Annotated in this window: 17 protein-coding genes and 1 tRNA gene; 5 read left to right on the top strand and 13 right to left on the bottom strand. The window is 51.2% G+C overall.

Features of this window, described 5'->3' with window-relative positions; all coding sequences use genetic code 11:
* Nucleotides 1-3 precede the first annotated feature (3 nt).
* From ACR3EJ_RS15410 to ACR3EJ_RS15420, 3 genes are all read right to left on the bottom strand, one after another.
* Nucleotides 4-753, bottom strand: a complete 750-nt coding sequence (locus ACR3EJ_RS15410; RefSeq protein ID WP_170538868.1) for a hypothetical protein — start codon at nt 751-753, stop codon at nt 4-6.
* Nucleotides 754-826: 73 nt separating this feature from the next.
* Nucleotides 827-2,245: a TolC family outer membrane protein gene (locus ACR3EJ_RS15415; protein WP_170538866.1), complete on the bottom strand. Its 1,419-nt coding sequence runs from the start codon at nt 2,243-2,245 to the stop codon at nt 827-829.
* A gap of 95 nt (nt 2,246-2,340) precedes the next feature.
* Nucleotides 2,341-2,994 (bottom strand): protein-L-isoaspartate O-methyltransferase family protein, encoded by a 654-nt coding sequence (locus tag ACR3EJ_RS15420; RefSeq protein ID WP_170538864.1) that lies wholly within the window; start codon nt 2,992-2,994, stop codon nt 2,341-2,343.
* Between the two features lie 225 nt (nt 2,995-3,219).
* Here ACR3EJ_RS15420 and ACR3EJ_RS15425 point away from each other — a divergent pair.
* Nucleotides 3,220-3,293: transfer RNA gene (locus ACR3EJ_RS15425), tRNA-Cys, on the top strand.
* Nucleotides 3,294-3,497: 204 nt separating this feature from the next.
* Here ACR3EJ_RS15425 and ACR3EJ_RS15430 read toward each other — a convergent pair.
* Complete coding sequence (locus ACR3EJ_RS15430) at nt 3,498-3,908, bottom strand: very short patch repair endonuclease (RefSeq protein WP_480423071.1); 411 nt, start codon at nt 3,906-3,908, stop codon at nt 3,498-3,500.
* A gap of 163 nt (nt 3,909-4,071) precedes the next feature.
* Between ACR3EJ_RS15430 and ACR3EJ_RS15435 the strand changes: the two genes are divergently transcribed.
* From ACR3EJ_RS15435 to ACR3EJ_RS15445, 3 genes are all read left to right on the top strand, one after another.
* The gene (locus tag ACR3EJ_RS15435; RefSeq protein WP_480423073.1) at nt 4,072-5,340 is read left to right on the top strand and encodes a DNA cytosine methyltransferase; all 1,269 of its coding nucleotides are present in this window, start codon (nt 4,072-4,074) and stop codon (nt 5,338-5,340) included.
* Between the two features lie 54 nt (nt 5,341-5,394).
* Complete coding sequence (locus tag ACR3EJ_RS15440; RefSeq protein ID WP_480423075.1) at nt 5,395-6,360, top strand: hypothetical protein; 966 nt, start codon at nt 5,395-5,397, stop codon at nt 6,358-6,360.
* Between the two features lie 272 nt (nt 6,361-6,632).
* On the top strand, nt 6,633-7,901 hold the full coding sequence (locus ACR3EJ_RS15445) for a hypothetical protein (protein ID WP_480423076.1): 1,269 nt from the start codon (nt 6,633-6,635) through the stop codon (nt 7,899-7,901).
* Between the two features lie 346 nt (nt 7,902-8,247).
* Here the strand turns inward: ACR3EJ_RS15445 and ACR3EJ_RS15450 are convergent, their stop codons facing one another.
* The 5 genes from ACR3EJ_RS15450 to ACR3EJ_RS15470 are packed head-to-tail and all read right to left on the bottom strand — an operon-like array spanning nt 8,248 to nt 17,929.
* Complete coding sequence (locus ACR3EJ_RS15450; RefSeq protein WP_480423078.1) at nt 8,248-9,843, bottom strand: type III secretion system chaperone family protein; 1,596 nt, start codon at nt 9,841-9,843, stop codon at nt 8,248-8,250.
* Nucleotides 9,844-11,133, bottom strand: coding sequence for an AAA family ATPase (locus ACR3EJ_RS15455; RefSeq protein WP_480423080.1), 1,290 nt, complete (start codon nt 11,131-11,133; stop codon nt 9,844-9,846).
* Between the two features lie 3 nt (nt 11,134-11,136).
* Entirely contained in the window at nt 11,137-12,996 is a 1,860-nt protein-coding gene (gene drmB, locus ACR3EJ_RS15460; RefSeq protein ID WP_480423081.1) for a DrmB family protein, read from the bottom strand.
* Between the two features lie 4 nt (nt 12,997-13,000).
* Nucleotides 13,001-16,264 carry a helicase-related protein gene (locus ACR3EJ_RS15465; protein WP_480423083.1) on the bottom strand — a complete coding sequence of 1,088 codons (3,264 nt, stop codon included), beginning with the start codon at nt 16,262-16,264 and terminating at the stop codon, nt 13,001-13,003.
* Nucleotides 16,265-16,267: 3 nt separating this feature from the next.
* A complete protein-coding gene (locus tag ACR3EJ_RS15470; RefSeq protein WP_480423084.1) occupies nt 16,268-17,929 on the bottom strand; it encodes a nuclease-related domain-containing DEAD/DEAH box helicase in 1,662 nt (553 codons plus the stop codon).
* Between the two features lie 547 nt (nt 17,930-18,476).
* Here ACR3EJ_RS15470 and ACR3EJ_RS15475 point away from each other — a divergent pair.
* On the top strand, nt 18,477-19,118 hold the full coding sequence (locus ACR3EJ_RS15475; RefSeq protein ID WP_480423085.1) for a hypothetical protein: 642 nt from the start codon (nt 18,477-18,479) through the stop codon (nt 19,116-19,118).
* Between the two features lie 560 nt (nt 19,119-19,678).
* Here the strand turns inward: ACR3EJ_RS15475 and ACR3EJ_RS15480 are convergent.
* The 4 genes from ACR3EJ_RS15480 to ACR3EJ_RS15495 form a co-directional block, all read right to left on the bottom strand.
* Nucleotides 19,679-21,199, bottom strand: a complete 1,521-nt coding sequence (locus tag ACR3EJ_RS15480; protein ID WP_480423087.1) for a YfjI family protein — start codon at nt 21,197-21,199, stop codon at nt 19,679-19,681.
* A gap of 135 nt (nt 21,200-21,334) precedes the next feature.
* The gene (locus ACR3EJ_RS15485) at nt 21,335-21,520 is read right to left on the bottom strand and encodes a helix-turn-helix transcriptional regulator (protein ID WP_480423088.1); all 186 of its coding nucleotides are present in this window, start codon (nt 21,518-21,520) and stop codon (nt 21,335-21,337) included.
* Between the two features lie 83 nt (nt 21,521-21,603).
* Nucleotides 21,604-22,281, bottom strand: coding sequence for a hypothetical protein (locus ACR3EJ_RS15490; RefSeq protein WP_480423089.1), 678 nt, complete (start codon nt 22,279-22,281; stop codon nt 21,604-21,606).
* Nucleotides 22,274-23,503, bottom strand: coding sequence for a tyrosine-type recombinase/integrase (locus ACR3EJ_RS15495; protein ID WP_480423354.1), 1,230 nt, complete (start codon nt 23,501-23,503; stop codon nt 22,274-22,276). The genes ACR3EJ_RS15490 and ACR3EJ_RS15495 overlap by 8 nt, the downstream gene beginning before the upstream one ends.
* Between the last annotated feature and the right edge of the window lie 163 nt (nt 23,504-23,666).

Genomic DNA, 23,666 nt, shown 5'->3' on the forward strand with positions numbered 1-23,666 from the left:
GGATTAGTCTCGATCCCCAGCGGCCAACGCCCGCACAATTTCGCGCCGAACCATCTTGCGCAGGTTCTTAGTAATCCGCTCGCCCAATGCGCCTTGCAGCTCTTCTCGGACGATCTGCGCAACAAGCTCGCGCAACTGCTGCTCCTCAAACACCGCACCGGTGGGCTTTGGTGTCGGATCCGCTTTTACCGAAGGATCGCGTATGAACACGGCCTCTGTTTTGGGCTCTGTGTCAGGTTGTGCGACCTTAGACTGCGCAAATCCCTTGTCCACTGGCCACTCGACAGCCTTTGTCTTTGTACCAGAGTACTCATCGTCGCTTTCACCATCCGGTTCCCACTGATCTTCAGTCCGGGCGATCGCGGCCTCCAAGGCTTCGATTTTTGCGCTCAAACTCCCCGCAAGGTCACGCTTTGGTTCCTCGGTGCTGACCTCCGCATCTTTGGCAGGCACAACATCGTTGGGCTGCAAACGCATCGGTTCGTCTGGGTTGTCAGGCGTATTCGCGGCCTGTCTTTCTGCCTCATCGCCCGCGCTGCTATGAGGCATCAACTTCAGAGGTGCCCGCTTCTTAGCAATCAGCGGTTCCTCGCTGACACGCAGGGCGTCGGTCAAAACCAGCCGCCCAGGCTTGGACGCCGGGGGCGAAGGGACAAAGATAAATTCCGATTCGCCACTGGCGTCTTCGTCGACCATTCGTTTAACCGACGAGAGAACGTCCTGAATATTGGCGTTTACAACACGATCCGACATATTTTTCTACCGCTCTAACCTTGGTTCGATTGTAGCCAATCAAAACCATCGCCACAACAGGTAGCGATACTGTTTAATCCCGGCGCAATGCCTTGAGCACCCGATCCAAATCGCGGCTTTGCTTGCTAACCTGCGATGGCGCCTTTTTGACGAGGTTGTAATACAAGGTTGGGTCATAAATCTGCACCGCCAGCCCCAAGCGCTCTGCCGTCAACAAACCCTGTGCCTGCAGCAACTCATACGCAGCACGAGACCGCTCAGTCCGAGACGCAACTTCAGCCAACTGTGCATCCAGCAAATCCTGCTGGGCGTTCAAAACATCCAAAGTTGTACGCGCACCTAGCGTCGCTTCTTCGCGGATACCGTCAAAGGCAACTTGCGAGGCGCGAACACGCTCGGTCGAAGCCCGCAGGCTGGCCGTTGCGGCCTGAAATGCCGCATAGCGATCCGCAACTCCTTGCGTGATGTTTTTCTGTACATTCAGCAAATTCGCGCGAGACGCGTCACGCGTTGCCATCGCCCGACGCACCGCAGCCGCCAGACCACCGCCAGCATAGATCGGCTGATTGAAATTCAACGAGATTGTTGCATCGTTGATGTAGTCGTCGTTGTCATAGCTCTCGGTAATACCTGCATCAGCATTCAAGCTGACATTCGGTCCAAGATTAGCTCGTTGTTGCTGTACGATCAGATCCAGCGCGCGAACCTGATGTTGCGCCGAAAGGATAGCCGGGTGGTTACGCTGCGCCAGATTGACAGCATCGGATTCCGAACGCGGCAGATTTGGCAACCTCGGCTGGCCAGCCGTCCTTCCGGGCGTTTTGCCAACTGCATTTACGTATTCAGCCTGCGCAATGCTCAGGTTCCCACGGGCAACGGCCAAATCCGCTTGCGAACTGGCCAACTGTGCCTCGGACAGCGCGACGTCGGTACGTGTCACTTCACCAACCTCGAAACGGTCTTGCGAGGCACGGAGTTCCTCGGCGGACACTTCCACGTTGTTTTGGCGGATCGCGACAGTTTCTTCCTGCAGCAATACACCTAAATAAGCATTCGCTGCACGAATTAGGATTTGCTGTTCGATATCGATCAAAGACTGACGTGTGGAAAGAACGGTTTCCTGCGCCGATTGCTTGCCCAGAACCGAAGCGCCACCGTCATAGATCAACTGGCTAAGCGTAAGGCCCGAGAAAAAATTGGAGGGTTCTGTCGTGTTGATTAGGCTGCTTGTATTGGTCCGCGTGTAGTCGCGGCTAACACGCACCGTCCAGTTGATGATGGGACGTAATGCAGACAGCGCAATTGCGACGTCTTCATCCGCTGCCCGCAGCAATGCACGGTTCTGTTCGAGCAGACCGCTGGTATTATACGCACCGATAAACGCATCTGTCAGATTGTCAGCCCAAACTGACCGTCCGGGTATTGCACTAAACGCAATACCAGCAGCCAAAGTGAGACCTTTGAGCAGCTTTCCTGTCGTCGTCCCGCGCATTACCAAATCCTCTCAAATCGAAATTACGCAACCACCGGAGCAGTTTGCGCCGGTGTTTTCAAGTAATCAAGGCATCAAAATACTTCTATTGCCAACTATAGCGAAAATGCACACTCAGCGCAAAACGCGGGCAAAACCGGAGCGCTGGCATTAAACGCATAGCGCCACGAAATCCGGCCTGCAGCCTTAATACCTACCCGCACAGTCCCAAGACTGCCCTCCATGAAAAGGCAGACGATCCGTCCACCATCCTTGAGCTGATCCAGCAGCGTGGCGGGCAACTGCTCCACACCGCCCTGAACCAAGATCACATCATAAGGGCCATGCTCAACGGCCCCCATTTCGAGAGGACCTGTGTGAACAATTGCATTATCTGCATCGGCTTCCATCAGAAGTGTCTGCGCTTCTGCCGCCAAATCGTCTTCGGATTCCACAGCCACGACCAACTCAGCCATTTGCGCCACTATCGCAGTCGAATAGCCCAATCCAGGTGCAATATCCAAAACCACTTCATCGTTGGAAATATTCACTACATCCAACATCTTGGCCAAAGTTCTGGGCTCCAGCAGGCAACGCCCGCCTCCCAATTCAATCAGATCACCGACATAGGCTGCCTCGCGCAGCGAATCCGGCACGAAATTTTCACGTGCCACTGATAGCATCGCATCAATGATCGGGAATTTTGTCACATCCGAGGGCCTGACTTGAGTATCAACCATCGTAAGACGCCGGGCTGCGAAATCTGTCATTTGATCGCTCAATCCTTGTCGTTCTGCTTATTGGCTTGTGCCACATCCGTCTGCCAGCAGCAACGGCTCAGACGGCAAATACGGGCGCGGCAAAATGATCTTATCAGAGCGCTTCGGAATTTGGTACAACAGCAGAAACAATCGCACTCAAAGCTCTGGACGTTCACTCAGAAAGCTGTTAGAACGCCGACCACACCACAGCAAGTACTTGATATTGCTTGAAAAGGCGAGTTGGCGGAGTGGTGACGCAGCGGATTGCAAATCCGTGTACACCGGTTCGATTCCGGTACTCGCCTCCAAAATTATATCGGAAAACGTTATATTTCAATGATTTGATGGGAGAGACGGGAAAGATAAACTCCATCTACCCACCCAAATTAAGTACATACAGAGCCCGAACGAACTTTCTCGATCGGATCGTGAACAAGCTAAAGCTTCTTTCGCGACAGCTGATGCCGTTCGATTTTAAAGCCAATGTCTCTACCAACTTACTTTGACGTAAACTAGTCCATCCGTTCTATTTGGTTAATCCGCGCCCTAAGTATGTCCGCGTCCTTGGTTTCGCACTCCCAAATTGTAACGACTCTCCAACCCATCTCATGCAAAGCTTTGTCGTTTTTCTTATCGCGTTCAACGTTTCTGCTTAGCTTTTCTGTCCAAAATGAAATGTTGCTTTTGGGCATCCTCCCTTCCTTGCAGTTGTGTTGGTGCCAAAAGCACCCATGCACTTGAACCACTGTTTTGTATTTTGGGAGCACGATATCTGGACAGCCGGGAAGGTCTTTTCGATGGAGCCGGAAGCGAAAACCAAGCCTATGCAACATTTTGCGCACAATAATTTCAGGCCTCGTGTCCTTTGACTTAACTCCCCGCATGATCTTTCGCCGATTTTCTCTCGAGACAAAGTCAACCATGCGCTTCTGCCTATCAACCGTGAATCCGACCTTGCCAATACCAGTCGCAAAATGTTCTATATCTAGTAGGGCGAGACACCCACCCGACTATCAGCAGTACAAAAAACTCCTGGACTTCGTCTTGAAGGCGTTGTACCAAACTTATCCGAACAGGAGTACGAAAATGGAAGAGTTGAACGGAAAGCCAACGGTAATCGATCTATTCGCAGGCTGCGGAGGGTTGTCACTGGGCCTAGAAAAGGCAGGTTTTTTTCCACTCTATGTAAACGAGCTTAATGACGACGCCCGCGAAACATATCTTCGCAATCGAGACGTTTCACACCCACACCTGAGAAAAACCTTTCACAGCGGGGATATAAAAAAAGTCGTAGGTGACGAGTACTTTTTTGATGGCCTAGGCTCTTCACTAAGGGATACGTTCAACAGAGAATTCGGACCCAAATCGATTGATCTTGTGGTTGGTGGGCCGCCCTGCCAAGGCTTCAGTGGCATCGGACTGCGACGCTCCTACTCCGTCGAAAAAAAACAATTGCCATCAAACCACCTGTATCAGGATATGGCATACTTCGTTCACAAAGTTCAGCCTAAGGCCTTTCTTTTTGAGAATGTTGAAGGTTTGCTTCGCGCGAAATGGACAAAAGATGGAACTAAAGGAGAAATCTTTAACGACGTTCTAAACACGTTTAAGGGAATTGAAGGCTACAATGTTCGCTTCAAACTAGTTCACGCCAAGCAATACGGGGTGCCCCAAAACCGACCGCGGGTTTTGGTAGTTGGGGTCCACGAAGATGTTGCAGCGCCAAAATCGGATAATGTGGATGCTATAGAGGCAGGTTTTTTGCCAAACGGTCAGGCGGACTTCGGCGATCTTATCGATGTGCTTGGTGACTTGGTTGATCCTGAATTCCAGTACGGCGGGTCTACTGGGCGATATGTTAATCCCGCCAAAGGTGATTGGTCTCGGTATTTCAGAACTCGAGTTGATGGAAGACTTATGGGAAAAAGCTCGGTGTTAACTGAGCAGGACTATAGTAAACATAGTCCGCACGTCCAACGGCGCTTTCAAGAGATGATTGACAACAATGGTGAGATTCCAGCGCAACTCAAAACAAAGAAATTTGCCCAAAGGCTTCTGCCAAAAAAGTGGGGCGAACAGGGCCCAACCATAACGGCTACCTCACTACCTGACGATTTTGTCCACTTCTCACAAGCCAGAACACCCACAGTACGTGAGTGGGCCAGACTACAAACCTTCCCCGACTGGTATCAGTTCGCCGGAAAGCGAACTACCGGCGGGCTGAGGCGAGCTGGTAATCCGCGTGAAAATATCTTTGACCGAGAAGTGCCGAAGTATACGCAGATAGGTAACGCAGTGCCGGTCAAGATGGCGGAAGAAATTGGGAAGCATCTAAAATCAATCGTTCAATCTTAAGGCGAAACTTGATGACTTGAAAATTTCTCTGCCGTGTGCTCCTGAATCGGGCACATGGCAAAGGAGATTCGAGTGTTAACTGCCAGTGACCTGAGCGATCTATCAACCGATAACTACCCAAAAGTACTGGAAAAAATTGAGCCCCGCCTGACGGAGGAGTTGTACGGCGAAAACGGAGTAATTGCCCTCTATAGAGCACCTTTAGAGAACAAGAGACGGGAGGATTTGAAAGCTGCCAGCCAAATTCCCGTATTAAATGATCTGAACTCCTTGGACGATCGCATCGAAAAGATGACTGATGACTTTCTGCGGATTAACATGGTTGTATTCGGACCTCTTCTTTATGATCCGATAGAAATCTTCAACAAACTAGATTTGTCCGAACATCCGACAACGCACGATTTAATCGAACAAATTAGATACCCTAACAACGGAAATTTACTTCGTGAGAGACTGTCGGCGCTGCTGTCCAAAACAATAATATCTTCTGTAATAAACTCTATTAAATCAAACGCCGGTATTGCAGGTGAAACATTTGCAGAGGCAATATTGGGCAGTATTGGGCTAGAGAAAGATGTACACTACCGCTGTCAGTATAAGTCAGTCGCTGGCTCAAATACAGACATAGTGCTTCCGTGTGTTGCGGACAAAAACGATCGCAAAGTTAATGCATTCATTGCGGTGCAAATGAGCAGCAACGACAGAATTCGACTAACAAATAGCGAACTTAAGCATGGTGCGAACGCATTTGTAATTACTGGCGGAGGTATGGGCGCGTCTTCCAAAGGTTTAAAGCACATCGGTCAGCAAAACTTGGCAAAGATGCAAAACACAAACATCACCCTTGTTTGCAACAAAACTGCACTAGAAAGAGAGATAGCTCGTTGTGAAAGTGAGCGTGACAATACAAAGGGAAAATTAAAAAAAGAGAAATTCGGTTCCAGAGTCGAGTTTTTCAAAAACAACGCAATTTCATTTGCAGAGTTTGCTGAAGATATGCGCCGGCTGTACGTTAGATAAATAATTAGAAAAAGGTCTGCTAGTATCTCCGCGTCCGTATTATTTGATAAAATAATGCGGACGTGGACGATTGTCGCCGTTAAACTTATTCGAACTGAGACATCGAAGACCCCTACGGATCGCTTAGACTCCTCAGCCAGTTCGCTTTTCAAGTACTGAAATCATAGTTTGGACTGCTTCAACGGTCGTTGCGCGCTTTGAAAAAAGACTATCAGATACTATCCACGGCACCATACGCAAGCTTGCGCCTCTGAAGCTGGGAAGGACCGACTATGAACGAAAAATTCGACAAAGACTATCTATCCGAACTCATTGAAGCGTCATATGCCCTTGAAGATGAATGGTACGAGATAATAGAGGACTTGTCCGAAGGTTTCCCCGATGCAAGTGAAGAAGAAGATAACAGTAGAAAGACAGAGTACGAGCGACGGAAGCTAGAGCTTTCCATCAAATTCCAAAAGCTCGCGGACTATCTCCACAACTCAGAGGCGTTTGATGAAAGAACCGAAGCAAGAAAATCGATTACCATCGACGCCAATCGTAGGAGGGATTTCCTCGGGCCCGATGGGGTTGTTCCAGATGATGGTCAACTAAATCCTGAACACGAAGTCGACGGGTTGCTAGCGCTAATTGAGGGACGCCAGTATTTCTTTCAAGTACCTGTGGCTAAAAAATGCGGAACGGCGTTTGGGGAACGAGAGGGAAATCTTGAGATCCAGTTTTCCCGGAACCAACTGGAGTTACGTTCCCTTTCAAGACTTGAGGCCAAGATCACCAGTGACTTCTCTACTCTTAGAGACTTCCACTCCAATGGACCATTCAATCAAATATTATACGCTGATACCGGACTACAAGCACCTGAAGGGTGGATCTGGGTGGAAGGAGTCGTTTACGGAAAAAACTTCAATAGAGTCAAACTGTTTGTAGAGACACTCTGTCAAGAAATACAGGGGATGCTATTGGCCTTTCGACTTGCAAAGTTCCGTTCAACTCATTTGATTTCGCCACCTAGCATGGTGATCGGAAGCGGCAAAACTTATAATACCGGATCCTATACCAACTCCGTCGTAGCTAGCTGCGCGTTTTCTGTCGGCTTTGATCCTGATCTGAAACCTGAAAGTGAGCTAGACGAAAAACACGGAAACTCTGGTTCCGTGGTTCGCCGCGCCCGTCTGGTTGAGAGACTTTTCAAAAGTGAAGACCAACGGGCACTAGCGATTAGGCAGGCTTTGAGAATTTATCTAAGAGCCTGTTCTGCCTGGAGCGAAGGTGAGAAAGCTATGTTTTTAGCTACCTTGTTAGAGGGAATACTACTGGACAGGCGCAAAGAAGACCTCTCTGCAAGACTACAGGATGCAGTGTCTTACTGGGTCGGAACAACTGCGGAAAACCGCAATGAAATAAAGCAGAAAATTAAAAACTTATACAATGCTCGGTCCAGTTTCGTGCACAACGGGGAGCTTCATCCCAGCAACTTTGATTCTCAAGGGGTTTTCCAATTGGCACAAGAAGTGATTAGCAAAGAAATTCTTTATATTTAGACGCAATTGTTTTTTGGGCTATTCCAGAGTCGTTCTACGAAGATGTTGTCGAAGTGGATGCTCCAGCCCCCCATCGAGATTGGCACGCAGGTACGGCGTAACTGGGCGGTCTAGTTGAACGACGTGAACATGCTATTCTCTCTGGTCAGTTTTTATGATCTCAGGTGTAACGAACCCATGGATCGCCTCGTTTGGCGCCTCTCACCTGTTGGCGTCATCCAGCGTATTCGACATGGCTCCAGACTAACGACTGTGCAAAACCTAAATCAGTACTTTTACCTAACTCAAAGCCCTTTTTTCTTTAGCTATCGACACTTAACAGATAGCAATTCCTTGCCGACCGCACTTACATGGATACGGCCATCCTTCCAATGTTCTCAACATGCGCATCGAATTCGTCCCTGTCCAACGTATTGGTCAGCTGGGTAACAAACGCACACAAGTGTTGACTGCCGTCGAAAGTGTGAACACCCAGGGCACAACCTGTCTCCCATGACCTCTCTAGAAGTTTTCTTACTTCGCCGGCATTTGGCTTTTTTGCCTTCATTTCAACAAGGGGTGCCCAGAACCTGACAACGGGCTGGCCGCGTCTTGACGACGGGTCCTCATCAATGAAGATTTTCAAACTGTTTGCTCCAGGCGTTTCCACGAACAAGAGCCCAAGTTTTTCATCAACCAGAAGCTCCATACGAGCTTCTAAAGCTCTCGCACGCAGCATGAGCCTATAGGGTGAAATGTCACGCTCGCGTTCAACAATAGCTTTTCCATTTAGATAGAAGATGTCTCGCTCATTCATCTGGAGATCTAAGTGACCAATATCGGCACAGAATTCTTTCACGTCTCCTGCTTCTAGTGCTTCCGCTATGGTCAAAACTGTGTCCATCCTTGAAACCGGCCGTTTAAAACTGACGTCTGCACGGGCGAACCCTTGGTAGGCGAGTGCAAGCAAGGAAACGAGAGCCGACACTCTTGGACCGGCTTCTAAGTAGCCAATGGCTTCAGGTTCGTGGGCAAGCAAGAATGCAAGGCTTGCCCTTTGCCCCACTGAGCCTTCGTCATTCAAAGGCGTTGGATCACGGCGAGCAGAAACAACATCGCGAGCAACTTCGAGCCAAGTTTCAACGCCTTCGCTCTTTTCTCCGAGAGATGTGATGTGATTTTCAATTTGATCAATCAAGTCTAGGCGATCGAACCCGTGCCGGCCCCTTGTTTTGGTCAGTACTAGGACCAATGCAGTCCAGATTGTCCGATCTACAGTCTTTGCGTCTGGGTAAAACGCTTCCAACAAGGCATCTGCATGAAATTCAACAGGGATGTTGGTTCCTTGATCACGAAGTAACAGAAAAAAATTTTCAACTTCGTCATCAAATTTTCCAGCTTCCAAGAGCTGCAATAATCCTGCACTCAAGCCACAGAAAAAGTCACGTGAGCTCGCGTCAATATCATCCGGGGGCCTTGTCGCAATTGAGTGTGCGACATGTTCAGTACCATCGAATAGGTCGACAGGTTCTAAAAACACAAGGGCTTCGACAAGGTCCGTTGGAACATCGGGGAACGCGGAGTAGGACGCAAAAAAGTTCTCAATATCGGCTTGGCTCGAAAACCTTACTTGCTCAACTCGCGATACTCTTAGCAAGCCGGGAATAAAGACTGGCTCCTTTTCAGTCACATTGTCTATTCCAGTTACGGAAATAACTAGAACAACCATCGCACCAGGTTCTTCGCATTGCATCGCCCAGGCCGGAGGGCCGGATGCAAAACCAACTACTCCTCCGGGATTCTTCACTTGGATATCCCTGACTGCATCAGCAGTCGGAGGAATGCCCAAGTAGCCTCTAGAAAGCGCCAGCGCCCAGTTCTCGCTGTGCATTGGCACAAATAAGGAGATCGAGTTAGCTGTTTTTTTAGAGGAATCTTGCGATTTGGAATCTCGTGCAGGCATCTAGGCAACCTCCTCCCAATACGGCGAACCATGCTCAGGCTCGCGCCAGTCGATTTTTCTCAAGTACTCGAGGAGGTCATCTCTGCTTAAATCTCCAAAACCCTCGAAGCGGCTCAATTCTCGACCCGGACTTGGTAGTAGTTTCAATCCATCCGGCTGGCGTTCGGAGAAATCCAGTCCGGTTAGACTCACGCGCAACTCCTCCCTTGCCCGGCTTGCCATAACATAGATCGCCATTCTTTCGTTCATCCCACCAGAAGCATCCATGTCGATTTTCTCAAGTCCGACGTAAAAAACTAGGTCGAACTCTAAACCTTTTGCCGAGTTCTGGTGTAAAACCGTGACCATATTTTTTGCGTCGAAATCTAGCTCGTCCACCCTCTTCCATAACTTGCTGGTATACGTTTGCACGCTCCAGTTTGTGTCCTTAAGTCGAGTTTCCAGTTGGTTTGTTGCCCTTGCTACATCTCGTTGAGCACCGTTAACGATTACGCCCACTTGTTTACCGGCCGAGATCTTGAGCTTGCGGACGATGAATTCCGAGCGCTCTTTGTCGTCAGCAAAAAAGTCTATGCTTGGGACTTCGCCGCTGCTCGTCGGCAACTTGGCCGCGCCGCTCGTTTTCCCAACCTGAAAGTATTGAGCGAACTTGGCAACTTCCAGTGTGTTCCGGTAGTTCTTTCCCAAATAGAATTTGCGATTCTTATTTTGAGCAATTCCCAGACAATTTGCGATGTTCTCGACCGTACAATTCAACTCAGCCTGCAGCCGTTGATTGTCGTCCGCAAAAACAGTGATTTGTGTGCTTTGTCCATTGCGAACCAAGTGTCCTAGTATTTTCCCTAGAACCATATACATCGCTTCCGGAAAATCCTGACCTTCATCAATTATCAGGTGACCCCAGTTCAGCTTCGCTAGTTTTTCTTTGTCCTGACCGACGGCAAGCACGCTATTAAGTACTTCCAGCCAATCAATGGTCCACTTGTCAATCTTTGGGATCGCTCCCATACCCGCATCTCGCCACCATTTACCGGCCCAGCTAAGCATTGTTGTGACGTTTATGCTTTCATCGACCTTTGCCCAGGCGCTTGAATACCTTCGCAAGACTCTATTAAACATAATCACCTGCGGAGATTGACGGAGCTGTATGCACTTGTGTGCTCTGTGCATGGCCATGACTGTCTTACCGGTACCGGGAGGTCCGATCACAAGGATAGCACCGTCATTTGGTGCATTTCCGTATACGCGCCTTTGTTCTCGATCTAGGTCGTTCAGAGAAGGAAACTTCATGCCTTAATCCCCTCTTATCACCGGCAAGAAAAAGCCGGAGGGTTCGACTTTGCCACGACCGTTCGTTCTTCCGTCACCGGAAACCAAAACCCTGTTGAGAAGGATATTAGAAAAGGTACAACTTGTTTCCGCTACCAGCGAACAGGCGTGGCAAGCCGCTCGGTTCATGCCGCCGAGACCTTGGCTCTCGAGCTCTCGGCAAACCGGATCGCCAGAGCACCATTCGCTACGGGATACAGCTCTGTAAACTACTTCCGCAATGTTCTCATTGCTGCCCATCTCCACAAGCCCCCCCATTGACCCCTCCGCATCAGAGTCCGCCGTATAAATGAGAACGCCAGCGTGCAAGTCATCCAAAGGCCCGCAATAGATCCTCTCTCGCAACGAAGTTGAAGAATAGCCGCAGTCGAACGACAGCTGGTTAATCAAAAGGTGCGCAAAAGTATGCACCATTATGAAGACTGGGTTTGCATTGAACCCCATCCGCGTGGGTAACCCATCTCGCTCTGAAGCTTCGAGCTGAGAACGAGAGAATTCCCGGATCGCCTCGTCGTTTTGAGACAACCACTCTTTGAGCGCGCTCTTCTTGAACTCGATGAAGATGCCTTCTCCCGAGACCTCTACCGCTGGAAGCCAATTGGTACCTCCGACACCGAGATCTGGAGGCACCAACGCGTTTTCCTTCTTTACGTCACGTCTTTGGAACCCACGAAAAACTCTCACTTCTCTAAGTTTCTCCACCTGGACAACGCGTTCAAAAAGATCCTTCAAAGAGAACAGGTTCGGTGGTGGATTTGCGACGCAACGCAACGAAACACCGTCGAATCCGGAAGGCGACGCTAGGACCGGAAACTCATTGCCCAAGACGTCCCCTTGGTTGAAAGTGTCGTCCGCTTCTTCATTTTCGTCATCCACTTCAGCGGTTGTTACGAGCTCGACAAATGCTTCCCAGCATTCGTTCGGATCGACTTCGTTTTGATCCGCAAAGCTTCGGACATTGTCTTCGTAAAATATTTCGAGTTGATCCACTTCCAACAAATTCTTCTCGACTTGGCTCCTTGCCATTTTTAGGAAGCTTGAAAGAATCGAATCCGTTAAAATTAGATCTGAAAGACTGTTCGTTGCTCCTTTCTGCGCGATATCCAGTGCAGAAATGACGGATGCATAGTGGAGAGCGCTTGACCCCCTAGGCTCCATCCACATCTTAGAAGAACTCTCGCCACTAGCATGACCTGCACAACCCTGTGGCCCCTCGCCTGGGAAATAACCTCTGCACTTTTGAGGTAATGCTCGGTCGCTTATCCCCTCCAACGAGCGTTTTGCGCCACATTGGCACGCAATGTGCATACTTTTGAAATCACCGCCACTCTTGCCGCTGACTAAGAATTTGAGCTTGGCAGTTTTGCGATCACATTGACCAGTTTCAGCAGTATTTTTTCCCCTGTGTGCCCAGAAATACCAGTCAATTTCGTCTATGTGGCCTTGATCGCAAACGGCAATGAACCTCATGGGAACCAGCTGGCGTTTCTTGCACTTCGCCTTCTCGCACTCAGGTACAGGCAGCGGATCTTTTTCGTCCTCGCGCTTATCCTTTTGGTAAGTCCAATTCACCATTTCCCTGCAATTCGGACAGAAATACCAGCGCGGGAAACGGTCGGCCGAAACAAAATACTCAGGCTTCTTGAGAGATTGTATACCCGGTAGCTTTGCAACTAAGGACGGAATGTCAATTTCAGATAGGTTCTTTCCTGCTGGCCATCTTGCAGTACTCTTAATAAAGAATGATTGACCATCTACTTCGCACAAGGCTCCTACTCCGAAAGGAGAGACGAGCTGGGCGCGGCGCAAGCTAATTTTTCCCATCAGTTTAAACCTTTAAGTCTATTTCTGTATCGACATGGCGCATCGATTGAAGTGTATGCCAACCGATATCCGCCCATTTCTTGTCTTCGAATCTCACGAGCAAAGCAGCTTGCTGTTGTCCTTTTTGCGCAACGTAACGTACCCTCTCCCTGCCATCGCACCAGGTTTGCCATTCCCGTACCCGCTCCTCTAATCGATCAGAGAGCCTTCTGCGGACTCGCGTGTTTCCGGTTTCGGGGTAAGCTCGATTGAGCCTTTCTCCTAGCTGTTGAATTACGCTGGCAACTCTATGGGATGAAGGATCGAACTTGTTTGCGCTCTCAACCCTTGCGAGCCCAGCTCCATGCCTGACCACCGTAACCAACGCGGCATGCAGAGCGCGTTCGATCGCCGGTATAGAACCTGGGGTGACACTTGTGGGCTCCACGAAACTATAGAATTTTTCGTGAAAACCTCTGAAGGCTTCGTAGTGGGACCGGTCCCGAGGTTTGCTAGGTGAGAAGCAAGTTACTACTAAGCCCGGGGTTTCACCGCGACCCACCCGGCTCGATGCCTGTATATATTCTGCGGTAAGTTTTGGCTGGCCGTTGATAAGCATCAGTCCAAGCCGGTCGATATCCACGCCCACTGAGATAATGTTAGTACAAGGCACGATATCGACAGCGTTTTGAAAACTTGTATGCCTTCTTGTTAGCTGCTGCCTCGCCACTGGAATCGGCGTGTCCGAATGCGCCTTCAATTCGAGGACTTCGAAGCTAGTGCCTCTCTCAGAATCCTCAGAAGTTGCATACACTTTTAGCCGAGATGGGATTTCGTCGCGTGTCGCGTTTGAAATCCGCCCAAGTTCCCTTTTGCTGTTGTGGTAGGCCACCAAGGTCCAGTAGCTGTCCAGCTCTGCATCAGAAAGTTCGCCATCTAGTTCAAGCTCCTTCACACCTTGTAGGATCGCAGACATTACCCAGCTCACAGCAACTGTTGACCGTAAGCCTTGACCCATTACCCCAACATAGAGGCGCGACCTATCCTTGTTGCCTGCATCCATCTTGGAGAAGAACGAGTCGTCGGCATTAACTCCAGGCGATGGGAACACGATGCCTTTTCGCCCATAAATTCGCTGGCATTGCGTTGCGGCGTTTCTAATCGTTGCCGTTGCCGCGATAACCTTTGGCCCTCGCGGAGAGACCTTTCTCATCACAGTTTCGAAGGCCGCCTCGTAAATGCCTGCCAACGTCCCCAAAGGTCCTGAGATAAGGTGCAGTTCGTCCTGAATAATAAGAGATGGTGCCTCGAAGCCTTTGCCGACTCCGAAGAGCCTGCCGCCTTCCTCTTTCCAAGGGATCATCGCAAACTTGTCGATTGTTCCCAGAAGAAAAGAGGGCGGGTTTTCAAAAAGCGCCTCGTCAACTAAGTAGGTCGGCAAACTTTCATGAAAATCACAGTCCTCTTCTGGGCAATTGGTGGAAAAGCTGTTTTGCGTACTCCTAAAACCATAGAAATCCCTGTCTACGCTTCCATCGGACAAACGCATTTCTTTGTTCGGCACTAGCAACGTGCCGCAACAAGGGCAGCTCTCGATTGGAAACGGGTTATCTGCGCGAGGCGTTTTGGATTCCTCGATCTGCAATCGCCATTGATGTGCACCGCCGCTACCGTGGGTCGTTGAAAAACGGTTGGGTGAAACTTCTCCACCCGCGAATAACCCGATGGAAAACTCCGTTGAACCAAGGCTTTGATCTCCTTCTTTTGAAAGCTTACGCCGAAGAAGTTCGAGTGCACATATCATACCTGCTGTTCGTTGAAATTGGTCTGAGGTCAGGAACCTGTAGGTATAGCGATTAATAATGCCTGTTCCGGCTCCCGCCTCGCCATTGACAAGTCGCCGACGCACCAGCTCGAAAGCAGAGGCCAGAAGGTAAGCTTCTGTCTTGCCGCCGCCCGTCGCAAACCAAATGACGTCAACAAGCTTTCGATCGGGATGCTCTTCGTTGGAAAACGACGGGATCAGGAGAAGTAAAAAAGCCAACTGGAACGGGCGCCAATTTGCTTTTCTGTTGGCCTCGTAGTCTATTTCGTCGGTTTCGGCCATGCCGAGCTCGAAAGGGCCTTGAAGTCCATCATCGCGGTTTTTTCCAATGGCCCTGGCGTGATGACACATGGACATAAGCATGGCCTTGTTCGCCAATTGGAAGGAACGCAACGCGACAGGATCTTTTTCCAATATCGAAACCCCTTCGAGCATTCTCGAGGAACTTTTCCGACATCTCTTGATGATCCTGTCAGCGTCTTCCATAAATTCCGGTTCAACCGGAATACTGGCCTGAGAGACTATCCACTGCTCATAGAACTTGACGAAATTCCGGAGGCGCTTGACCAGATCGGTTACTTCTAGGTCTTCTGAACCAAGAAAGGAAACTTGGAACAGTTCGTTGTCGTCGAAGTGTTCGGTTCCTTCGCCTTCACCGATCTTTAAGCTATCAAATAGTGGGCGCCAAACGTGCGCAGTTGGAATGGCAGAAGTGCTAACCTTAGAACAAACCCCAAAATCGTCCACGTCCCAATTGCACGATACCCCATGCCCGACTGCGAACTCTCTCTGCTGGCCATAAATGACTCGCAGCTCGCGCTCTTCCTCAGTTGGAGGGCGGTAGCTTGATGCAGGGTATCTCACAATTCGACCTGTCACCGGAACCGCAGATAAGCTGACTTGATACAACGTCTTTGCAGGGTTAGGGTGCTTGTCCTCGGCGTTATTGCTTAAGCTTACCGTAATTAGAGAATTGCCGTCGTGTAAGCGCCGAGTAAGGACGGATAGCTTTGCGCGCTGATCGAACAAGAATATGTCATCACGCTGTTCATCGACTTGAACTCGCACTTTCTCGGTTTCAAGCGGAACGCGTTGCCAAGCCTCTTCATCACTCTCTTCCAATTTCTGATACATCGCGGCGTTTACGGTAATTTCGGCAGAGCCCTCGTCTTCAAGGCAAAACGTGAGGCCCATAGAAGCTGGCAGTAACTCGCTAGCCATGCCCAGAGGATCATCGGCATCTGCGAAGTCCCCTGCTTCGTGGTCAACTTCCTGCCCTTCGTCTCCCCCCGTATCTTCCTCTGCAACAGCTTGACGCGGGTAAAGCATGCCTTGCATGTAAGCAAGACTCATCCTTCCCTCGATTGTTTCACGTTCGAAGCCATCTTCGTCATGGGGAATTCCAAGACCCGGCCCCACGAGCTTGTCCTCCAAGTATGAAACAAGTTTTTCCCTTGCCTGCATCTGCTACTCCTTTTCCCCCAGCTCAAGGACCCGTCTCTTTTCGAGTTCGATCATTGTTTGAGCCTCTTGTTCCAAGCATACGTAAGCAAGCGTGTGGTTCGCCCTTGAAAATGCCGCGTATGCCATCAGCGAGAAGCGCGTTTCATTGTCCGACGCGTTAAGCCCGGCAACACAAATTACTGGCTTCTCGAGCCCCTTGAATTCGTCGATCGTTGCAACGAGCACACAGTTTCGCCGGCGGCCGCCAAGAGCTCGCTTGGACAACCTCTCCGCCCGGATGCGGCTGGGCTTTAGAGCGTCCAAGATTTCACCGCAGCGTGCTTCGTCCGGGCACAAAACTGCCACGTCGGATCGGTCTACGTTTTTTTCAGGGGATGTAATCCAACTCGAAACGACGTTTCGCACCTTTCCCGATATATCCCCTGCATTTTGAACCCTGTGGACGATCACCTCGCTTCCCAGACCACGCGATCTTGGTTTGCCAACGTCAACGGGGGCAATCTTATGCAAGGTTTCAACTATAGGAGGGGCATTTCGAATGTTCTCCGAAAGCTTCCTTTGAAACGAAAGCCCTTTAAGAAAGTCCAGTGCATCTTGGTCAAATTTGTGGGTCGAGGAAATCTGGTTATTGGGGTCGCCAAACCAACGCCAACGCCCTTTTTCCCAACCTCCACTCACTGTTTTGTCGAGCATGTCAAGGGTTTCCATCTGGCACATGTCTTGACCTTCGTCGACGATCAAAGTGTCCCACGGCTCATTTTCCGCAAGAGCTGCATCTAATGCCCCCAGACTACTTATCGTTACGTTGTCGGGAAGCGGATGTGAATTGAGCGTTTCTGCGAGAAACGGGCTTCGCGTCACGAAAAGAACGTTTTGACCGTTTGCCGCATCGTACCTAGCCGCTGCCATAGCAAGAAAAGTCTTGCCTGACCCCGCACCTCCAAGAAGCATAATGCGGTCATTATCCTGAACCTCGTCCAACCGATCGCACTGCTCTTCAGTCAATGTGCTCAGCTCGCTGTGAAACTCGTTCAACTGGCTATTAAGTGGAGGTACCTGCTCAAAATTGGGTCGCAAAAAAGAAACTATTTCCGAAACCATGTGACTTGGCAACGTTCGTGGCTGTCCGCGCAGATTTTCTCGCCAGTGATCAAACAACCTTACAAAGTAGGCGCGAAGCGTGTTGTGGCCGGCACAATCAACCCGATAGCCCGTGATCTCGTCGGGCAATTCTGGGAGTGCTGACGACCCTGGAGTGACCACTCTTTCGATACCCTCGAATAGGACTCCCCATCCCATCGGAACTCCGTTCAGGTCCTGCCGAAATCGAGGGCGTAAGTAGTTTTTTTCCAGCGAAAAAAAGGCCGACCCCGCTTGGGCTGCTGGACTTTCGCGCTTTCGCGTAATCTTACCTTCACGATTCTTAAACTCCCATACGCCGTTCTTGCATGCTACGCGCCCACCCTTCACCTCCAGGAGCAATAACCCTTTTGTGGAAACGATAACGAAATCGGATTCGCCCCACCGCTTGTATTCGTGGTTCCCGAGGTTAAGCGAATGCAAGGCAACATCGTGTGGGCCAAGGTTTACCTGCTTCAGCAATTCGAAAACCCGCTTTTCCGCCGCGCTTTGTGAGTTCAGGATCGTGCTCGGTACTAATTTCATTTTTTGTCTTGTCGTTTCAAAGTTTTTGTTTGCCCACTACAGTGAAGCTATTTGCTCGAACCTTAGCTTAGCGTAGAAACCCCATGCACTTTACAGAGGGCGTTTCCACAATAGTTTGATCTCGCTCAATTCTTTACTCAAATTCAACCCAGAAATGATAAGAACACCGTTTCTTCGCTTCAGGATTAAGGTAGCCAAATCGCAGGCCGCATATTGGTACAAATCGCAATACCTCTGAAGGCTGTCGCGAAGTCTGTGACAATACACCATCTCACACTCTTCAGTTGGTTGTACTTTTTCGGAAAAGCTTGGGATTTTTTGCCACTCTCTTGTTACATTGTGTCAATTTCCGGACTCTACCGGTACGATTTGTGGAATAGGCCCTACTTCGACTTGCCCCTTCAGGCCGCTAAACTTGGCCGCGACTACTTATCAGGCAACAATAACAACCCAAATCTCAACGACTTCCTGCTCCGTCACACTTGGAAACCATGCGGCGCAAATTACCCGCATGCTTTCACTTGTCAGGGAGGACCCAGATGCCTGAGTGGAATCCTTCAAATTGAGCTTGTTACTATTACGATCACCCGATACCTACAGCGCTGAAAGGGCTGAAAAAAAGCCCTGTCTGGAATTCAAGCCATGCATCGACCAGGGGCAAATAGGTAACAAAATGCCGCCATTCGAAATTGAAGAAGTAGACCTTGGTATGAAGCTTGCAGACGCACATGGCCTGACTCTCCAGCTTGTCGTCGCCTTAGGTGGGACCTATCGGTACAAAAAAAACCTCATCATGATGCTACGAGAACTGCAATTTTCGCTGGAAAGTCTTAAGTCCCACATGCCGAAGGTCCGAAAGGAACCAGATCGACGAGATGGCAACGTACTCGTGTATGACCCGTACTACCCGACCCGGGAGCAAGGATTTGTTCGCACGGAGATAAGCATCCAACTGACCCCTAAAGAAATGATTAGTGGCAAAACCCGGCTATCGGCCGATGAAATCGACGCCGCACTGGAATACCTCTCGAATATCGAGAATTGCCTCGAACTCTGTTCAGCAATGGTTGCAAGTCTTGCGAACAATCCAAGTTCCAGCGAGGTAAACGCTGACATTGACCGGGCGTTCGCCTTTAGCCACAAGGCCAAAGAGCTGCTTGAGATGATAAGGCCCGCAACAACGAGTTAATTTCTCTGCGAACACTGAGACTAGAATGCGACAACATGCTGTGGACACAGGGTTTTTGACTGCACTTCTTTTTTGAGGCCGCGAAAGGGGAATAGTTATCTGATCAAGACTTGCGTTTTGCAGAAGAACCCTTAAGCCCAAACGGTGATATTAGTTCTCTCAATGGCTTAATACTCCCACCGCCACTCTTGCGGGCCACGACAACTACTTGACCACCCAATCACGGTCTTGGAGGCAATTGACGCCGATTACCAAAGCGCGCCTCGAGATCCTCAGCTTTAGCCTTTATGGTTCGCACGCACGAGCAGCAAGAAACTCCGCCAATGCACGTGGTAGGCCACCATCATACTCAATGATGGCGGCCCGCTCCTCGAACCAATCCTCCTCAAATGGCGGACGATTGACTACAGGTGAGCTCTCGTGCGGCAATTGCGGCAATTGCGACAAAAATTGTCTCTGGTTCATCAGTTTTAGGGGCTGTGACTCGGTGGGATCGCCAGTGGGAAGGATCTCAACCATGTTTTCGAAACAAGCCCGGACGAGTGCGTATCTTGGGTCGCTCACCTGCCCACTTCCTCGCGCGATACACGCCAAAATGTTTTGCTAGTAGTCCCGTCGACAACCTGCTTGCCATTCCCTCGAGCCAGCCAACCATGCGCTTCGAGCTCTTGGATGCAACGTGAAAGCGTGTTGCCGTCACGCAAGTGCCCTGGTCCTTTTTTCATCAGCGTGCGCTTGTCTATGAACTCCTCGGCCCAGTTTTCCTTGAGCCAAAGGCGGATGACTTCAGCTTCACACAGGGCCTGATCGGGCCTCCCGGTGTCAGTAATCCGCAGCACCTCCGACAGGTACCATTCCATCATTGAGATACCGTTTCCCATCGCTTCGGCTGAGACTTCACGCACCTCCTCATCGGAAAACACGCACTGGATGCCGGCGATACGCGCCGCCATTTCGGGGGATTTCGCCGCGAAGCCGGACATGTACTCAAACGCGCGCCCTTTTCCCGACGCGACTTCGACCCTGTTGTAGAATGCCTCGAGCAGGTTCTGGGCCCCGCTGGAGAGCGCGAGGCGTCTTGGGTTTAACTCGGCCCGGGTCCCGTCGTGCAAAGGAATATCAAGCCGCAACAACTCGGAAACGCGCGCGTGAAACTCTTCCAAATAAAGTTTCGCCAAGTCTCTCAATTCTTGGTGCACGATCCCCTTTTCGATGATCCGCGAGCCGATCTTGCTACTTGGCCAAGCGATCAACACGCGAGAGAGGAACCCTTGGTCCTTCATTGTCGGGTCACCGATCACCTGTTGAGCGACACCGGGCTGGATCATCAGGTGAAGCGAAACGCGTTTCCCGCAGAGCCAAGTGGGCTCAGCAGATGCCCGGCTCCTGCTCAAGGGCGCTCCATCCCAAAGCTTCGAGAAACCAGCGGCGGTCTTCAGGGCATTCTCGCGTTTCATGCTATGTCCGCCAAAAAACTGCCCACCTTCGTCGGTCATTACCGCTACGGACGGACACCCGTTCTCGAGTTGGCGAAACAGCCCCTCGATCGTCGGGTCACTGATCCTGATAGCCGGGAACAGCGGAGGTTCAGGAGGCAGGTCCATGTCCTCGGCATCAAGATCAGTTTCTATGACGTCAAAGTCGCTAGGAGCAGACCGGCGACGTCGCCTCTGGTACTCCAGTTTCCTGGCCTCGAATTCTCGTTTTTCACGTTGATACAGGCGTACACGCTCTTGGTCGAACTGGTCGATCATGGCCGTTGCCAATGAATCGCAGGCCGACTTCCGCTCCCCGGATTGGGCCACGGTCAAGAAGAAACAACTCGTTGGGACATACCCGTGGAGTGTTTGCACATCTACATGCGCCTGCGTGGCGACACTAGCAACTGTCAAGACGCTCTGCATGGCGATGGGTTCGGGCGCCTGCGTGAGCATTGCGATTGCTTGAACAGCATTTGCCAATGGCCCTAGTGCCTGCCGGGGAACGGGAACCGGATCCCTCAATTCCCCAAACAGGGGAGTTGGGTCGACTTGCTTTGCATGGGCATGCCTTTCCCATTTGCTCGACTGTGAAGTCAGCATTACTACTCTCCAAATTTAACTAAAAGGCGAGCCACCTTTTTTGGCTCGACAACTTACGATCTCACCGAGCAACAACTTACGGCGAAGGGTTCCTTGCTTTAGTGAGCGACAGTTTAGGATTTTCGCGGGGCGGAGTTAGGCGGCTTCGGCGAGCCCCTTCTCCCAAGTCTCGATGTCCGAGAGTTTCCAGCGCGTACACCCGGGTGACAGGCTTACCGCGCGGGGAAAGCCCAAATTTGCCCTGTGCCAGCGCCACACAGTCTGCCGTGTCACACCGAAACGCACGGCGAGATCGGTGTCGGAAAGAAACGTTTCGTTCATTGGTTTCACCCTTTGTTACTGCTGAAACCAAGATGTCGATCACGCGCACGTGCTGCAAAGCAAATGAATAGACATGAAAAAAATTACCTCAACTTCTGGCGTTCGCGGTAAAAACTCGCGAGTCTTTTCGCTCGGCTGTGTTCCCGACCAGAAGCCTCCGTCTCGGCAACTTTTTCCGAGGCCGCCTTGACGCTCAGGCCACCGTTCACCAAGATTAACATCTCGTCGAGCGCCGCGGTATCGTTTCGCCATTTCGGGATCGCGATAGGCTTTCTACCGGGTTTCTTCCTTGTCATGGCAGGCTCGAGAACCGCGACGAGGTCCACAATCTCTCGTGGTGTCTTCGGACCGAGCCCAGCGGTTTCGTAGAACCTTTTGAACCTCTCTGACTGGTCCGCGTCCGTGCTGTCCATGCCCTCTCTTAAATTGGACCAGTTTTTGAGAAAACCGGAGTCGTCCCTTAAAACTTTCTTTATCGCCCTTTCGGGTGTTCGGCTTAGCCCCATGATTTCCGGCAGCTGCCGCAAGCGTGTTTTCTCCGCATTGAGGCGACCATTGACTTTCAACTTGTCAATCTCCGTTAGCGCTTCACGCATTACACTCGCAACAGGATCCTCCTTTTTTTGCGCGGCACTGTTTTCCAACCGGCGCAACAGCGCCGCCTCGATGTCGAGCTCATCCATCCAAGCGACATAGTATTCTCTGTTTTTCAGGTGCTCGTGATTGCCAAGCATCACACTCGGAAGCAGAGATTTATCCATGTCGGGCACGCCCCTTCGCCTGCCCCCTTGTTAAGAAGTCACTCCATGCCGCCATCATCTTTCTTCGCTTCTCTAGTTGGTCTGAGCGATCGTAAGCCTGTTGAACCTTCGTTCCCACCTTGTGGGCTAATGCTATCTCGGCCATGTCGCCGTCGAACCGGGTTCGTTCCGCTACCCATGTTCGAAACGTTGACCGAAGCCCGTGCGGTACAGCGGGCTTATCGATCCGGGCATCGAGATACCCTTTCCCTCCTGCGCGCAAGTCTGTTTCGTGGAGCTTACGCATGACGGCTGCAATCGACGCATCGGAGAATACCCCGCCGCGTGGCGCCCAGAAGACTAGTGCGTTTCCCTTGGCGCGAGGCAATGCGGCAAGGAGATCCATCGCGCTGCTTGGCATCGGCACCCGGTGTGGCCGGCCCGAGGGCGGGATCTTCGAAAACTGCCTCCCGGGTTGGATCGTCCAAATACCGCGGTCCAAGTCGAACTCATCCCAAGTTGCGAAGCGGACGGCCCCGGTTCTGGCGACGGTCAGGGCTTGGAATTCCAAGGCCCGGGCGCTGTTGCCTGATCGAACACGGAGCGCGGCGAACCATCTCGCCGTGTCGTCGAGCCTCAAGGCTGGGTAGTTTCGCCCCCCGGTGAGCTTGGTTGGCGCGGGCAAGACCATGTCAAGGTTCCCGCGCCAGCGCGCGGGGTTCTCACCGCTTCGGTGCCCGGCCACTGTCGTATAATCAAGTACGCGCTCGATACGCTGCCGGACCTTGGAGGCCGTCTCGGTTTTCTCGAGCCAGATCGGCCGGAGCACCGCGAGCACATCCTGAAGCGAAATATCTACAACAGCCATGTCGCCGAGAACCGGGACGGCGTACTTTTCGAGTGATGCACGCCATTGCTTGCGATGCAGGGCACTGTTGAACTCGACGGTTTTTTCCGCGTCGTAGGCTTCCACGGCCTCGTAAAACGTCAGGAGCCTGCGATTAGCAGCCTGCCTTTCCGCGATGGGGTCCCGGCTTTGCCTGAGCAGGTCCCGGGCCTCGCGCGCATACTCGCGGGCCTTGGCCAATGGGACGTCTGGATACGGCCCAAGGCCAGCCTCGCGACGTCGTCCGTTGTACCGGTAACGAAACACCCAGGAACGCGCACCGGTGGCCGTCACCTGCAGCGCCAGACCGGCAACGCCACCCACGGCATGCACCCCAGGCTTGGCGAGGCGTTTCACTTCCAATGGGCCCAGTTCCTTGGCTCGCTTAGGCACGGGAAGTCCACCTGTTCAAACTGGAAATCGAACTCGGTGATTTACGGGGCCTCAAAACTCTATCCCTCTCCTACCCATCCAAGAAAAAGTGACACAGTGCTATTTCATGCGACGAGAGCGGACAAGA

The organism is Ruegeria sp. AB11 (genome assembly GCF_056536325.1).

What these genes read in the sequence shown, in the direction of transcription:
- ACR3EJ_RS15410 (WP_170538868.1), bottom strand. Translation starts at nt 753, where the DNA reads ATGTCGGATCGTGTTGTAAACGCCAATATTCAGGACGTTCTCTCGTCG.
- ACR3EJ_RS15415 (WP_170538866.1), bottom strand. Translation starts at nt 2,245, where the DNA reads ATGCGCGGGACGACGACAGGAAAGCTGCTCAAAGGTCTCACTTTGGCT.
- ACR3EJ_RS15420 (WP_170538864.1), bottom strand. Translation starts at nt 2,994, where the DNA reads ATGACAGATTTCGCAGCCCGGCGTCTTACGATGGTTGATACTCAAGTC.
- ACR3EJ_RS15430 (WP_480423071.1), bottom strand. Translation starts at nt 3,908, where the DNA reads ATGGTTGACTTTGTCTCGAGAGAAAATCGGCGAAAGATCATGCGGGGA.
- ACR3EJ_RS15435 (WP_480423073.1), top strand. Translation starts at nt 4,072, where the DNA reads ATGGAAGAGTTGAACGGAAAGCCAACGGTAATCGATCTATTCGCAGGC.
- ACR3EJ_RS15440 (WP_480423075.1), top strand. Translation starts at nt 5,395, where the DNA reads ATGGCAAAGGAGATTCGAGTGTTAACTGCCAGTGACCTGAGCGATCTA.
- ACR3EJ_RS15445 (WP_480423076.1), top strand. Translation starts at nt 6,633, where the DNA reads ATGAACGAAAAATTCGACAAAGACTATCTATCCGAACTCATTGAAGCG.
- ACR3EJ_RS15450 (WP_480423078.1), bottom strand. Translation starts at nt 9,843, where the DNA reads ATGCCTGCACGAGATTCCAAATCGCAAGATTCCTCTAAAAAAACAGCT.
- ACR3EJ_RS15455 (WP_480423080.1), bottom strand. Translation starts at nt 11,133, where the DNA reads ATGAAGTTTCCTTCTCTGAACGACCTAGATCGAGAACAAAGGCGCGTA.
- drmB (WP_480423081.1), bottom strand. Translation starts at nt 12,996, where the DNA reads ATGGGAAAAATTAGCTTGCGCCGCGCCCAGCTCGTCTCTCCTTTCGGA.
- ACR3EJ_RS15465 (WP_480423083.1), bottom strand. Translation starts at nt 16,264, where the DNA reads ATGCAGGCAAGGGAAAAACTTGTTTCATACTTGGAGGACAAGCTCGTG.
- ACR3EJ_RS15470 (WP_480423084.1), bottom strand. Translation starts at nt 17,929, where the DNA reads ATGAAATTAGTACCGAGCACGATCCTGAACTCACAAAGCGCGGCGGAA.
- ACR3EJ_RS15480 (WP_480423087.1), bottom strand. Translation starts at nt 21,199, where the DNA reads ATGCTGACTTCACAGTCGAGCAAATGGGAAAGGCATGCCCATGCAAAG.
- ACR3EJ_RS15485 (WP_480423088.1), bottom strand. Translation starts at nt 21,520, where the DNA reads ATGAACGAAACGTTTCTTTCCGACACCGATCTCGCCGTGCGTTTCGGT.
- ACR3EJ_RS15490 (WP_480423089.1), bottom strand. Translation starts at nt 22,281, where the DNA reads ATGGATAAATCTCTGCTTCCGAGTGTGATGCTTGGCAATCACGAGCAC.